General features: G+C 64.4%; 12 protein-coding genes. 5 read left to right on the plus strand and 7 right to left on the minus strand.

Annotated features, from left to right (window positions below):
- Window positions 1–29: 29 nt before the first annotated feature.
- Entirely contained in the window at window positions 30–1,547 is a 1,518-nt protein-coding gene (locus AC1DYM_RS12245) for a fumarate hydratase (protein WP_477338633.1), read from the minus strand.
- Between the two features lie 115 nt (window positions 1,548–1,662).
- Here AC1DYM_RS12245 and AC1DYM_RS12250 point away from each other — a divergent pair, with 115 nt between their 5' ends.
- From AC1DYM_RS12250 to AC1DYM_RS12265, 4 genes are all read left to right on the plus strand, one after another.
- Window positions 1,663–2,637 carry a thioredoxin family protein gene (locus AC1DYM_RS12250; protein ID WP_477338635.1) on the plus strand — a complete coding sequence of 325 codons (975 nt, stop codon included), beginning with the start codon at window positions 1,663–1,665 and terminating at the stop codon, window positions 2,635–2,637.
- A gap of 170 nt (window positions 2,638–2,807) precedes the next feature.
- Window positions 2,808–3,419: a PadR family transcriptional regulator gene (locus AC1DYM_RS12255; RefSeq protein WP_477338637.1), complete on the plus strand. Its 612-nt coding sequence runs from the start codon at window positions 2,808–2,810 to the stop codon at window positions 3,417–3,419.
- Window positions 3,416–4,174 carry a siderophore-interacting protein gene (locus AC1DYM_RS12260; RefSeq protein WP_477338639.1) on the plus strand — a complete coding sequence of 253 codons (759 nt, stop codon included), beginning with the start codon at window positions 3,416–3,418 and terminating at the stop codon, window positions 4,172–4,174. Before AC1DYM_RS12255 ends, AC1DYM_RS12260 begins: the two co-directional genes overlap by 4 nt.
- Before the next feature lie 153 nt (window positions 4,175–4,327).
- Window positions 4,328–6,496: an AsmA family protein gene (locus tag AC1DYM_RS12265; RefSeq protein ID WP_477338687.1), complete on the plus strand. Its 2,169-nt coding sequence runs from the start codon at window positions 4,328–4,330 to the stop codon at window positions 6,494–6,496.
- Window positions 6,497–6,507: 11 nt separating this feature from the next.
- Here the strand turns inward: AC1DYM_RS12265 and AC1DYM_RS12270 are convergent, their stop codons facing one another.
- From AC1DYM_RS12270 to AC1DYM_RS12280, 3 genes are read right to left on the minus strand one after another with little or no spacing between them, the layout of a single operon-like run.
- Entirely contained in the window at window positions 6,508–7,125 is a 618-nt protein-coding gene (locus AC1DYM_RS12270; RefSeq protein WP_477338641.1) for a hypothetical protein, read from the minus strand.
- 47 nt (window positions 7,126–7,172) lie between these two features.
- Complete coding sequence (locus AC1DYM_RS12275; RefSeq protein WP_477338643.1) at window positions 7,173–8,054, minus strand: SDR family NAD(P)-dependent oxidoreductase; 882 nt, start codon at window positions 8,052–8,054, stop codon at window positions 7,173–7,175.
- Window positions 8,055–8,100: 46 nt separating this feature from the next.
- Window positions 8,101–8,955, minus strand: coding sequence for an SDR family NAD(P)-dependent oxidoreductase (locus AC1DYM_RS12280; RefSeq protein ID WP_477338645.1), 855 nt, complete (start codon window positions 8,953–8,955; stop codon window positions 8,101–8,103).
- 188 nt (window positions 8,956–9,143) lie between these two features.
- On the opposite strand from AC1DYM_RS12280, the gene AC1DYM_RS12285 reads away from it, so the two are divergent.
- Window positions 9,144–10,040 carry a DMT family transporter gene (locus tag AC1DYM_RS12285; protein ID WP_477338647.1) on the plus strand — a complete coding sequence of 299 codons (897 nt, stop codon included), beginning with the start codon at window positions 9,144–9,146 and terminating at the stop codon, window positions 10,038–10,040.
- Window positions 10,041–10,288: 248 nt separating this feature from the next.
- On the opposite strand, the gene AC1DYM_RS12290 is transcribed toward AC1DYM_RS12285, so the two are convergent.
- The 3 genes from AC1DYM_RS12290 to folP form a co-directional block, all read right to left on the minus strand.
- On the minus strand, window positions 10,289–11,224 hold the full coding sequence (locus AC1DYM_RS12290) for an isopenicillin N synthase family dioxygenase (protein ID WP_477338649.1): 936 nt from the start codon (window positions 11,222–11,224) through the stop codon (window positions 10,289–10,291).
- Between the two features lie 19 nt (window positions 11,225–11,243).
- Window positions 11,244–12,647: a phosphoglucosamine mutase gene (gene glmM / locus AC1DYM_RS12295; protein WP_477338651.1), complete on the minus strand. Its 1,404-nt coding sequence runs from the start codon at window positions 12,645–12,647 to the stop codon at window positions 11,244–11,246.
- Window positions 12,648–12,855: 208 nt separating this feature from the next.
- On the minus strand, window positions 12,856–13,758 hold the full coding sequence (gene folP, locus AC1DYM_RS12300) for a dihydropteroate synthase (protein ID WP_477338653.1): 903 nt from the start codon (window positions 13,756–13,758) through the stop codon (window positions 12,856–12,858).
- Window position 13,759 lies beyond the last annotated feature (1 nt).

Here is a 13,759-nt window from a genome sequence, read left to right on the forward strand (position 1 = left end):
ATGAATCGGCTCCTACAGAGAGCTGAGCTTTAGACCACGACGACCGGAATCTTCCCGATCCGCGACTGCCATTCCTTCGGGCCGGAGATATGCACCGACGAACCGGCGCTATCGACCGCGACCGTCACTGGCATGTCCTTCACCTCGAACTCATAGATCGCTTCCATGCCGAGGTCTTCGAAGGCCAGCACGCGCGAGGCCTTGATCGCTTTCGACACCAGATACGCCGCGCCACCCACCGCCATAAGGTAGACGGCCTTGTTGTCGCGGATCGCATCGATGGCGGTCGGCCCGCGCTCGCTCTTGCCGACCATGCCGAGCAGGCCGGTCGTCTCGAGCATCTGGCGCGTGAACTTGTCCATTCGCGTAGCGGTGGTCGGGCCAGCGGGACCGACGACTTCGTCGCGCACCGGATCGACCGGACCCACGTAGTAGATGAAGCGGTTGGTGAAGTCGACCGGCAGCTGCTCGCCGCGGTTGAGCATGTCGATCATGCGCTTGTGCGCGGCATCGCGGCCGGTGAGCAGCTTGCCGTTGAGCAGGATCGTCTCGCCCGGCTTCCAGCTCTGCACGTCCTCGCGGGTGATCGTGTCGAGGTCGACGCGGCGGCCCTTCGAGGAGTCGTAGGTGAGCTTCGGCCAGTCTTCCAGTGACGGCGGATCCAGCGCGACCGGACCCGAACCATCGAGCACGAAGTGCGCGTGGCGCGTGGCGGCGCAGTTCGGAATCAGCGCGACCGGGAGGTTGGCGGCGTGGGTCGGGTAATCCTTGACCTTGATGTCGAGCACCGTGGTCAGGCCACCGAGGCCCTGCGCGCCGATGCCGAGCGCGTTGACCTTCTCGTACAGTTCCAGGCGCAGCTCTTCGGCACGGTTCGACGGGCCGCGAGCAATCAGGTCGACGATGTCGATCGGCTCCATGAGAGCCTCCTTCGYCAACAGCATTGCCTTCTCGGCGGTCCCACCGATGCCGATGCCGAGCATGCCCGGCGGGCACCAGCCGGCGCCCATGGTCGGTACGGTCTTCAGCACCCAGTCGACGATCGAGTCGGACGGGTTGAGCATGGCGAACTTGGACTTGGCTTCCGAACCGCCCCCCTTCGCCGCGACGATGATGTCGACCTTGTCGCCGGGAACGATCGAGACGTTGACCACGGCCGGCGTGTTGTCGCGCGTATTCATGCGCTTGCCGGCGGGATCGGCGAGCACGGAGGCGCGCAGCTTGTTGTCCGGATCGTTATAGGCGCGACGGACGCCTTCGTTGACCATGTCTTCGACGCCCATGGTGGCGTCGTCCCAACGCACGTTCATGCCCACCTTGAGGAACACGGTGACGATGCCGGTGTCCTGGCAGATCGGCCGGTGGCCCTCGGCGCACATGCGCGAGTTGATCAGGATCTGGGCGATGGCGTCCTTGGCGGCCGGTGATTCTTCGCGCTCGTAGGCGGCGGAGAGATTCCGGATGTAATCGACCGGGTGGTAGTACGAGATGTACTGGAGGGCGTCTGCGACGCTCTGGATGAGGTCGTCCTGCTTGATCGAAGTCATGGCGCGTCGGCTGGCTCGCGAGGCTGGCAAAGCCGGGATTTTAGCGCACCTGCCGTTGTAAGGTGCCGGGCCATCGGCCGGTCTATTCACGGCACCCAGAAAACACGGAGTTTCCATGCGCCCCATCCGCCTCGCCCTCCTCGCCCTGTTCGTCGCCCTGGCCTCCCTGGCCGCGACCGGCACGGCGATGGCTGCCCAGACCGCGCCCGAGTTCGCCGGGATCGCCAAATGGCACAACTCCCCGCCGCTGACCATGAAGGGCCTGCGCGGCAAGGTCGTCCTGATCGATTTCTGGACCTACTCCTGCATCAACTGCCTGCGCACCCTGCCCCATGTCACCCACTGGTACGACCAGTACAAGGACAAGGGCCTGGTGATCGTCGGCGTGCATTCCCCGGAATTCCCGTTCGAGAAGCAGGAGGGCAACGTCCGCGACGCCATCGCCCGCTTCGGCATCAAGTACCCGGTGGCCCAGGACAACGACCTGGAAACCTGGGATGCCTGGGACAATCAGTACTGGCCGGCCGAGTACCTGGTGGATCAGCGCGGCAACGTCGTCGCGCACCACTACGGCGAAGGCAACTACATGGATATGGAGAACGCCATCCGCACCCTGCTGGGCCTGCCGCGCCTGGCGGATGCGGCCGCTGCCGCCGAAACCGACAAGGACGCCCCGGACTTCGCCCAGCTTGGCTCACCGGAGATGTACTTCGGCGCCGAACGCAGCGCGAACAACGCCAGCCCCGAGGGCAAGGACACCGGCACGCGCGATTTCACCGCGCCGTCCCGTCTGGAACTGAACAAGTTCGCCCTGGTCGGGCGCTGGGAGATCGGCCGCGACAATGCCAGCCTGGTCGGTGCCAGCGGCGAGATTCGCCTGCACTTCAAGGCGAAGAAGGTCCACATGGTCGCCAGCGCCAACGACCCGATCACCGTTGAAGTGGCCGTGGACGGCAAGCCCCAGGCGCCGGTGGCCGTGCAGGCGAGCAAGCTCTACACCCTGTTCGACGGCGACGGCTACAAGGATCACGTGCTCACCATCAAGATCCCGAAGGCCAACTTCCACATGTTCACCTTCACCTTCGGCTAAACCGCCCCCCCCGCTCGGTAGGAGCCGATTCATCGGCGACGGGTGCTCGCCGCTTCGTCAGGGATCGCCGATAAATCGGCTCCTACCGAGACAAGGCACCCGGGGCTTGCCAAGAGTGTTTCTTAAGATATATCGTACGATCACTACGTACGATACATCGGAGAGCACCCATGCACTTTTTCCATCACGCCAAGCACCGCTTTCACGAACAGATGGCTGCCATGGCCATGGGCCGCGGCGGCCGTTTCGGCGGCGGCCCCTTCGGCTTCGACGATCGTGATGGCATGCGTGGCGGTCGCGGCGGCGGTCGGTTCGGCGGCGGTCGCATGTTCGGTACGGGCGACCTGCGCCTCCTGCTCCTCGCCCTGATTGAGGAACAGCCGCGCCACGGCTACGAACTGATCCGCACCATCGAGGAGATGTTCGATGGCCAGTACAGCCCCAGCCCCGGCGCCATCTACCCGACCCTGACCATGCTCGAAGAACTCGGCTACGCCCGGGTCGAAGCAGAAACCGGTGGCAAGAAGCTCTACGCCATCACCGAGGCGGGCAGCAAATTCCTCCTGGAGAACCGCGACACCCTCGAGGCTCTCACCGAGCGCTTGCAGGTGATGTCCCGCCACATGCGCCGCATGGGTGTGCCCAATGCCATCCGCGAAGCGATGCATACGATCAAGCACCAGCTCATGAACCATCACAAGTCCTGGGACGACGCGGAAACGAAGCGGGTCGCCGCCATCATCGAATCCGCCGCGAAGGTGATCGCGGAGCGCAATGCATGAGCGCCACCGAACGGCATGCCATCCAGCGCGTGCGCCATGAACTGAAGATGCGCCTGCTCGAGGTGAAGCAGGTAACGCGGCTCGCCCCGCACATGGTGCGCGTTACATTGACCGGTGCAGACCTCGCCGGCTTCGTCTCGGCCTCGCCGGACGATCACGTCAAGCTGTTCTTCCCGGTGGAAGACGGCGCGATCAACCGCCCGACAATGGGACCCGACGGTCCGGTCTACCCCGAGGGCGTCACGCCCTCGCCCGCCCGCGACTACACGCCGCGCCGCTACGACGCCGCCAGCAACGAACTCGACATCGACTTCGTGCTGCACGGCGAAGGCCCGGCATCGACCTGGGCGGAATCGGTGCAGGTCGGCGACAAGCTCGGCGTCGGCGGTCCCCGAGGCTCCATGGTCATCCCCGACGATTACGATCACTACGTACTTGTCGGCGACGAAACCGCCCTCCCCGCGATCGGCCGGCGGCTCGAGGAAATGCCTTCGTCCACGCCGGTGACCGTGTTCGCCGAAATCGCCTCGGCCGACGAGAAGCAGTCGCTTCGCCGCGACGTGCGCTGGTTCGTCCGCGGTGAGTCGCCGTCGATGGACGAGGTGCTCGCCACGTTGCCGATTCCCCCCGGCGACACGTTCTGGTGGGTCGCCGTCGAGTCGATGCGTGCACGTACGCTGCGGTCGTTGTTGGTGGAGACGCGCGGTATCGACAAGGACTGGGTGAAAGCGACGGGGTATTGGCAGGCAAGTTGAGGCGGATCCACGGGACGTCAGCGGCGGTGACGGCGCGGCACGCGCCATCACACCCCGTGGACGTCCCTTAACCGCCCCCATTCATGAACACATAACCTTGCCAGCCCACCGGTTACCTCTATCCTCGTTAGCTATGGGAGTGGAGGCGACATGATGCGGCGTGGAAGGAAAGTGTTGGCATGGGTGGTAGGCATCTTCGTCCTGCTCATTATCTTGATCATCCTGTTTATCGCCCTGTTCGATTGGAACAGGCTGAAACCGACGATCAACGAGAAGGTCTCGGAGGCCATCGGCCGACCCTTCGCCATCAACGGCGACCTTTCCGCGCACTGGTCGCGTGAGCCCGGCGAAGGTGGACTGGTGAGTCTGATCCCCTGGCCCCACTTCACCGCACTCGATATCAGTGTGGCCAACCCGGACTGGGCGAAGACCAAGCAGTTCGCGACGCTGCAATCCCTGCAGTTTCGCCTTTCGCCCTTCCCCCTGATATCGCATCGCATCGTCGTACCGGAGATCCGCCTGGGTCAGCCGAACATCGACCTGGAGCGGGTTAAGAACGGCGACAACACCTGGACGTTCAAGATGCCCGAGAGCACCGGGCCGTCCGAGTGGCAGCTCGAGCTCAACGCCATCGCCTTCGATAAGGGACACATCGATTTCAACGACGCGACGAACCAGATCGCGATGGGCATCGACGTAACGCCGCTGAGCAAGGGCATCCCCTTCGACGAGATCATGGCCCAGCAGGAAAAGGACTCGCGCGCGCAGGCCAACAAGACCAACGGCGCAACCGCCAAGACCATGGCGAAATCCGGCGCGGACGAGAAGGACCGCCAGGACGAGACCAAGAAAAAACAGGTCTACCTGTTCGCCTGGGACGCCAAGGGCACCTATAAGAAATCCACGGTGGCCGCGAAGGCGAAGACCGGCGGCGTGCTCGCGCTACGCGATGCCAATCGCCCGTTCCCCGTGCAGGCCGATGCGCGCTTCGGCGATACGCATATCGCCTTTGTCGGCACGCTGACCGATCCGTTGAACGTCGGTGCGCTCGATATCCGCCTGTGGTTCTCCGGCACGAGCATGTCCCATCTTTATGACCTGACGGGTATCACCCTGCCGGATACGCCACCCTTTGCGACGGAAGGTCACCTCAAGGCCAACCTGAAGAAAGGCGCGAGTGTCTTCACCTATGACAACTTCACCGGCAAAGTCGGTGGCAGTGACCTCGGTGGCAGCCTCACCTTCAACACCGGCGGTCAGCGTCCGAGCCTCACCGGCAAGCTGAAGTCGAACCAGCTGCTGTTCTCCGATCTCGCCCCGCTGATCGGCGGTGGATCTAACGCGGAGAAGACCGAACGTGGCGATTCGGTGAAGCAACCCGCTGACAAGGTCATCCCGGTCGAGCCGTTCAAGACCGATCGCTGGAATGCGATGGATGCGGATGTCGAGTTCACCGGCGTGCATATCGTCCATGGCGATCGCCTACCGGTCGATAACCTCTATACGCACCTGACCATGAAGAACGCTGTTCTGACGCTCGATCCGCTCAAATTCGGTGTGGCCAGCGGCACCGTGGGCAGCAATATCCACGTGGATGGCTCGACCACGCCGATGAAAGGCACGTTCAACATGGGTGCGCGCCACCTGAAACTGAAGGAGCTGTTCCCGAAGCTGGCGCCGGGCGACACGACCCTGGGTGAGCTCAACGGTGATGCGTCGCTGACAGCCGTAGGCAATTCGCCGGCCGCCCTGCTGGGCAGTTCGAACGGCGAGATCAAGCTATTGATCAACGACGGGGCAGTCAGCAGTTCGTTGCTGGAGCTGGCGGGACTTAATGTCGGCAGCTACGCCGTAAACAAGCTGTTCGGCGATGAAACGGTCAAGATCAACTGCATGGCCGCCGACCTGGTCGCCACCAACGGCAACATGGATTCGAAGCTGTTCGCTTTCGATACCGAGAAAGCGCTGATCAACGTCACCGGCGACATCGACTTCAAGAGCGAGAAGCTCAATCTCGATATCGTGCCGCATACGAAGGGCTTCCGCCTGTTCTCGCTGCGTTCGCCGTTGTACGTGCACGGCACGATGAAGAACCCCTCGGTCGGCGTGCATCCGGGGCCGCTGATCCTTCGCGGTGGTGGTGCGGTTGCCCTGGCTGTCTTCGCCGCGCCGGTCGCAGCGCTTGCCGCCCTGGCCGTTCCGGAAAGCGGTAAAGCCGATGCCACGCAGTGCAAGCCGTTGCTCGACGACCTCAAGAGCGCCCCGCCGAAGGCGCCGCCCGCAGGCAAGACCCAGGCTCAGGTCGATGCCAAAAAACATTGATGCCGAGGCGATCAGAACTTCTCAAAAGTACCCGCCCTCGTGCGCAGGTACTCCGTACCGCAGGTATCACCATAAGAATTCCTGCAATCGGACGACGCTTCATAGGAACCATGCACGGGCGCACCGGATGCATCGCCCATGGCTTCTATCCCACGACCGATACGAACCAGCTTGTAAACGATCCGGTCCTTTGCATCCCTGAGTTCGTGTCGCTGGTACATGTCGGTATATCGATAGCGCGGAGTACTCGTACCGCTACCGCTCACAGGCAGCCCGACGCTCGTCGTCGTGCTGCCTTCATACGAGGGGTCGGCTCGCTTGATACAACGGGTGAATACCGTCGATAGGTCCTTCCCGCCCACGTTGACTACCTTGAAGCCGGTCGTCGGCGGAGGTGCATTGAAGTCGACTGCCTGGCCGGCATCCTCCATCATTTCCGGATAGGAATCGCTCGCCGGCCATTCCCGAAGCATCTGAATACACGCTTCGACGTTATCCGCGACAAAGTCCTGATGTGACAGCGTGCAATTGGTTTCACTCGTGGTCTGGGCACCAAGACCACTGCAGACCATCGCCACGGAGCAGGATATAGCGATCCAGATACACGACCTGTTGATGTGAGCATGCATTCTTCCATCCTCCCTTCTAGGTACGGACATCCGTGTGTCCCTGGGGATCAGGCTTGCGGCCTGAGCATAAGGTAGTCGTTGAACTCGGCGGCCGTTGCGTTATGAATACGCTCAACCAGCTCATCCAGGTTGTCCCACACCGCAATGTAGCGACCGGTCAGCGTGTCATACGATCCCGACAACAATTGTACGAGCCTGGTGGCCGCCTCATCGTCTGACGCGAGGACGTCGGACTCCAGCTGAGTGCGGCACCATGCGCCTACCTTCGCCAGTGCCGGCTCTGTCGTCCCGGCTTTGGCAGCACCCTGGAGCGTCATTCCTAATGCCAACAGACCGGGGTGGTACGCGAACACCTTGAGTGATGACGCATTACATTCGACGGCCAGGTTCTCGCTGAACTTGATGAGCGCAGCCTTCGACACCGAATACGCTGAGACCGTAGGCCAACGAAAGGCTCCCGCCTGACTGGTCACGTTGACGATGCGCCCGCGACGGCGGGACGCCATGTGCGGAATCACTGCCTGGCTTAAAGCAACGGCACCGCCCAGGTTCACCTCGATGGTTTTCCACCAGTCATCCCAGCCGCATTCCCAAGTGTTACCGATCGGCCCGAAGATCCCCGCGTTGTTGATCAGGGCATCGATCGGACCCACATCGCGTTCTATTGTTGCGACCGTGTCTCGCACGACGATCACGTTGGTCACGTCGACCACGAAGGTCCTGACACGTCCGCCGTCGGCTTCGATGCAACCAGCGACCTCGGCGAGTTCGGCCGGAGAGCGCGCGACGAGGACGACCATCGCCCCCTCCGCGGCAAGGCGTCGTGCGAACAGGCGACCGACGCCGCGCCCGCCGCCGGTAATAAGCACGATCGGTCCGCGCGACAGCGACGATGATTCGGTGGCTCGGGATGGCTTGGTGACGTTCATGGTGGTCCCTCCTGGACTGGCTATCCGGCACGAAGAGCGCGCGGCATCAGGCGCTCGTCCGCAACATCCGATAATCCTTCGATGCCGCCACCTGGCTGACACGCTCTGCCAGTACGTCCAGGTCGTCGTGCACGGTGACGTAACGGCCAGTGAGGATGTCGTAGGCGCCCGACAACAGCAGGATCAGCTTGTCGGCGGAGGCCGTTGGCGATGCGGCGTTCCCGGACTCGAGTTGAGCGCGGCACCAGGCCGCGACGCTGGCCTCGGAAGGCGTTGTCGACGCTTGCAAGGCAAGCGCTTCGCTGGCCAGCCCCAGGGGCAGGAAGCCCGGATGGTAGGCGAACACGGTCAGCGAGAAGTCCCGGCATTCCGCCGCCAGGTTCTCGCTGAACTTGATGAGCGCTGCTTTCGAGACGGAATAGGCGGAGACCGTGGGCCAGCGAAAAATGCCCGCCTCACTGACGATGTTGACCACACGCCCTTTGCGCCGCCGGGCCATGCCCGGAATCACGGTATGGCTGAAGGCGGCAGCTCCTCCCAGGTTGACTTCGATGGCGCGCCACCAGGCATTCCAGTCGCACTCCCACGCGTTGCCGATGGGTCCACGGACGCCAGCGTTGTTAATCAGGACATCGAGCGGACCAAGCCTCTCTTCGATCCGACCGACCACGCGCGTCACCGCGGCCCTGCTGGTGACGTCGACGACATACGTCGCGACCTTTCCACCCTCTGCCCGGATCGACCGGGCAACATTTTCCAGTTCAACGGCGGACCGTGCGACAAGAACGACGACGGCGCCCTCGGCGGCGAGGCGATGTGCATAGAAGCGGCCGATGCCGCGGCTTCCTCCGGTGATGAGCACGATCGCACCGCGCAACGGACTTCCAGACTGCGTCACCATCACTCACTCCTTGAGATGGATGCCTCCGGCATGCCCCCTTCTACCTTCCCGGGATAGGCGGCGGAAGTGCCTCCCCGTCCAAGATCAGGCGCTGAATCGGCAGTGCCGAAGCGGCGCTGTTGATTGTTACGCGGACGCGCGATGAATGCCGCTTGTGGATCGACGGTGCGACCGGCAAGCTTCGTTCCATGTCGCCTTCCCGCAAAGCCCATCTACAGATCCACTTCTGCGTCCTGCTCTGGGGCGTCACCGCCATCCTCGGCAAGCTGATCACGCTGGCGGCGTTGCCGCTGGTGTGGTGGCGCATGTTGCTGGTCTCAGCCACCCTGCTCTGCGTGCCGCGCGTGTGGCGTGGGCTGCGCGCGCTGCCGGCGAAGCTGCTGCTTTCGTATGCGGGCATCGGCGTGATCGTCGCGATGCACTGGCTCACGTTCTACGGCGCGATCAAGCTCGCCAACGCCTCGGTCGCAGCGACATGCATCGCGTTGTGCCCGGTTTTTCTCGCCGTGGTCGAACCTTGGGTGGCAGGCCGCCGTTTCGATCCCCGCGAGCTGTTCATCGGTGCGGCGGTCGTGCCCGGCGTGGCGTTGGTAGCAGGCGGCTTGCCCGGAGAGATGCGGCTTGGCCTGGCCGTGGGCGTGCTGTCGGCGTTGTTCGTCGCCTTCTTCAGCGCATTGAATAAGAAGCTCATCGACCGCGCCGATGCGCTCACAGTGACTTGCGTGGAACTCGGCACCGGCACCCTGTTCCTCACCGTGCTCGCGCCGTTCATGGCGACGCCGGCCTTCGTGCTGCCTTCGCTGCACGACGGCGCGCTGATCGCGGTGCTGGCCTATGGGTGCACGCTGCTGCCGTTCGCCCTGGCGCTGGCGGCGTTGCGTCATCTCACGGCGTTCGCGACACAGATGGTGACGAATCTCGAGCCGGTGTACGCCATCGTGCTGGCTATTCCGCTGCTGGGTGAGCAGCGGGAACTGGGGTGGACGTTTTACCTGGGCGTCGCGGTGATCATCGGCGCGGTGTTCGCGCATCCGCTGTTGCACCGGGGTGAGGCTGCCGATGCATCGGATCTGGTCGCGCCGTAAGCAAGAGCATCGCCGGCTCCCACATAGACCAGGCGCCCACAACGCTCGGTCCTAGCGGCGGCCGCCGCGTGACGAGACGACGCGCTGGCGCCGTGCGCGCTGCGCAGGCGAGCGGGTGCTGGCTTTTTTCTGGGGCGACGAACGCTTCGCTCGCACTTGCGGGCTGGATGATTTCACGGGGTGCTCCGGAAACAGGACCGGGAGGGTCCATGGTGGACCCTCCCGGTAAAAAACCCGCTAAGGGTTCGTCAGATCAGTTTGATTTCGCGGAGGCGTTCGAGCAGGTACTCGTGGGCCGTGATCGGCTCCGGGTAGCGCTTCGGGTTGTCGGGCGTCACGCAGGACGGCAGCACGTCGAGGACGACGTCCGGGTTCGGGTGCAGGAAAAACGGCACGGAATACCGGGGCTTGCGCGCGTTGGCGTTCTGCGGATTGGTCACGCGATGGGTCGTGGACGGGTACACGTGGTTGGTCAGGCGCTGCAACATGTCGCCGATGTTGACGACGATGGCGTCGCCCTCGGTCGTGATGGGCAGCCACTCGCCTTCACGCGTGAGCACTTCCAGGCCTTCAGCGCTCGCGCCGACCAGGAGCGTGATGAAGTTGATGTCCTCGTGGGCGCCGGCGCGCACGTTGGGGACATCGTCCTGGACGATCGGCGGGTAGTGGATCGGGCGCAGGATGGAATTGCCCGAGTCGATCTTGTCGTCGAAGAAGGTCTCCGGCAGCTCGATGTGCAGGGCCAGGGCACGCAGAACGCGCGCGCCGAGGTTATCCAGCGCCTCGTATATGCCGTAACCCTTGTCCTCGAAGTCCGGCACTTCGTTCGGCCACACGTTCGGCGGCATGACGTCGGCGAACTTCGAGTCGCGCGGAATCTCGCGACCGATATGCCAGAACTCCTTCAGGTCGGCGAACTTGCTGTCTTTCGCGGTTTCCACCTTGAACGGCGTATAGCCGCGCGCGCCGCCACCGCCGGGGATGTGGTACTTGCGCTTGGTGTCGTCGGGCAGCGCGAAGAAGCGCTTGAACGCGTCGTAGGCACCGTCGACGGCCTCGACAGGAATGCCGTGGCCACTGATGCAGCAGAAGCCGAATTCACGATACGCCGCGCCCAGCTCGGCCACGAAGGCTTCGCGGTCGGTGTCGTAGCGGCGGATATCGAGGGTGGGTACCTTTTTCATGCGGGGTCCGGTGGAGGCGTCAGGCGGTCGCCTGAGCCGCCGATTTTACGGCGTCCGCCAGCCTGGCCGCCAGCCGTTCCACTTCGGCGGCATCGGCGGCTTCGATCGTGACGCGGACCAGCGGTTCGGTGCCCGACGCACGCAACACCACGCGGCCGCGGCCTTCCAGCACAGCCTCGACCTCTTCCAGTACGTGCTTGACCGACTCGCTGCCCAGCGCGGCCTTGGCACCCTCGACGCGGACGTTGAGCATGGTCTGCGGCAGCTTGACCAGGCCGGCGCGAGCGTCGGCGAAGGTTTCGTTGTCGTCGGCCAGGGCTTCGAGCAGGGCCAGCGCCGCCACGATGCCGTCGCCGGTGGTGAAACGGTCCAGGCACAACACATGACCCGAGGTCTCGCCACCGAGCACGCCGCCGTGTTCCTTCAGTTGCTGCAGCACGTAGCGATCGCCCACATTCGCGCGGATGAAGGGGATTTCCATCTGCTTCAGGGCGCACTGCAGGCCGTAGTTGCTCATCAGCGTACCGACCACCGGTCCCGGCAGGTTGCCGCGACGCTTCCAGTGCCGGGCGATGACATAGAGCATGTCGTCGCCATCGGTCACCGTGCCGTCGCGATCGACGATGCGCACACGGTCGCCGTCGCCGTCGAAGGCGATGCCGAGGTCGGCACCGCGGTCAACGACTGCGCGAGCCAGGGCATCCGGGTCGGTGGAGCCGACGCCATGGTTGATGTTCAGGCCGTTCGGCTCGGCGCCGATGGTCGAGACGTCGGCGCCGAGCTCACGGAATACCTTCGGCGCGACCTGGTAGGTGGCGCCGTGGGCGCAGTCCAGGACCACGCTCAGCCCATTGAGGGTGAACTCGTCGGCAACGGTGGATTTGCAGAATTCGGCGTAACGGGTGACCGCGTCGTCGATGCGGCTGGCCTTGCCCAGCGCTTCGGAGGCGACGGTGACGAACTCGGCGTCGAGCTCGGCCTCGATCTCGGCCTCCAGCGCGTCGTCGAGCTTCTCGCCCTGGCCGGAGAAGAACTTGATCCCGTTGTCCTGGTGCGGGTTGTGCGAGGCACTTATCACGATGCCGGCGTCGGCACGCAGGGAGCGGGTAAGGAACGCCACAGCCGGGGTGGGCATCGGGCCGAGCAGGCGCACGTCCGCGCCCGAGGCGACCAGGCCGGCTTCCAGCGCCGACTCGAACATATAGCCGGAAACGCGTGTGTCCTTGCCGATCACGACGGTGACCTTGCGACCGTGGTCGCGGCGGTCCGGACCGGCGTTGGGGCCCCGGTTGTCGGCGGCGCGACGGCGCGCCAGCACGGCTCCCAAGGCCCGGCCGAGGCGGAGGATGAAATCCGCGCTGATGGGATAGGTGCCCACGTGGCCACGAATGCCGTCGGTGCCGAAGTATTTACGCTCGCTCATACTGATCATCCTTCCGGGGACGCAGAGCATACTCCGACAGCGGTATTAGCCAGATATTCCAAAGGCCTGTAGGACTTTTGTAGGGCTGGCCTAGCTCAGGTAGGAGCCGATTCATCGGCGATTGGGTGCTCGCGGCATCCCGGCCCGCTGCCGCGGGTTCGCCGATGAATCGGCTCCTACCGAGCATTAGACCCAGGCCACGGGGAGCTCAGTCGTCGTCGGGCCAGCGGGGCATCGACGGCTTGTCGATGCGGGGCGCGGTATCCCCGGTTTTCACGGCGGCCCAGACGGCCAGGGCATCCACCGTGGCTGCCACATCGTGCACGCGGACCAGGATGGCGCCGCGCTGGACGGCGATCAGGGCCGCAGCCACCGAGCCGTGAACCCGGGCGGCCGGGTCCGTCCGGCCGGTCATGGCGCCGATCATCGACTTGCGGGACACCCCGGCGTACGCCCCGGCACCGAGCTCGGCGAACCGGGCCATGGCACGCAGCAGGGCGAGGTTGTGCTCGAGGTTCTTGCCGAATCCGAAGCCCGGGTCGACCAGGACGCGCTTCCGATCGATGCCGGCCAGCTCGCAGGAGAACAGGCGATCGGTCAGAAAACGATGGACCTCGCCAACCACGTCGTCGTAATCCGGCGCGTCCTGCATAACGCGGGGCTCGCCCTGCATGTGCATCAGGCAGACCGGCACGCGCAGCTCGGCGGCCGTGTCGAGCGCGCCTTCGCGGCGCAGCGCGTAGACGTCGTTGATCATCCCCGCGCCCGCGCCGACGGCAGCACGCATCACCTCGGGCTTGGAGGTGTCGATCGACAAGGGCACCGTGGTCGCCGCGGCGAGGCGCTCGATCAACGGCACCACGCGACGGATCTCCTCCTCGGCTGAGACATCGTCGGCACCGGGGCGGGTGGATTCACCGCCGATGTCGAGCATGTCCGCCCCCTCCTCCACCAGCTTCAACGCATGGGCGTACGCCGCGTCGAGGCTGTCGTGCTGACCGCCGTCGGAGAACGAGTCCGGCGTGACGTTGACGATACCGACCACCCGGGGCCTGTCGAGCACGAGGGCACGGCCGTTGCAGTCCAGGACGGTGGCAAAGGGGTCGTTCATG

It is taken from the genome of Luteibacter sp. P1_D3 (assembly GCF_056406135.1).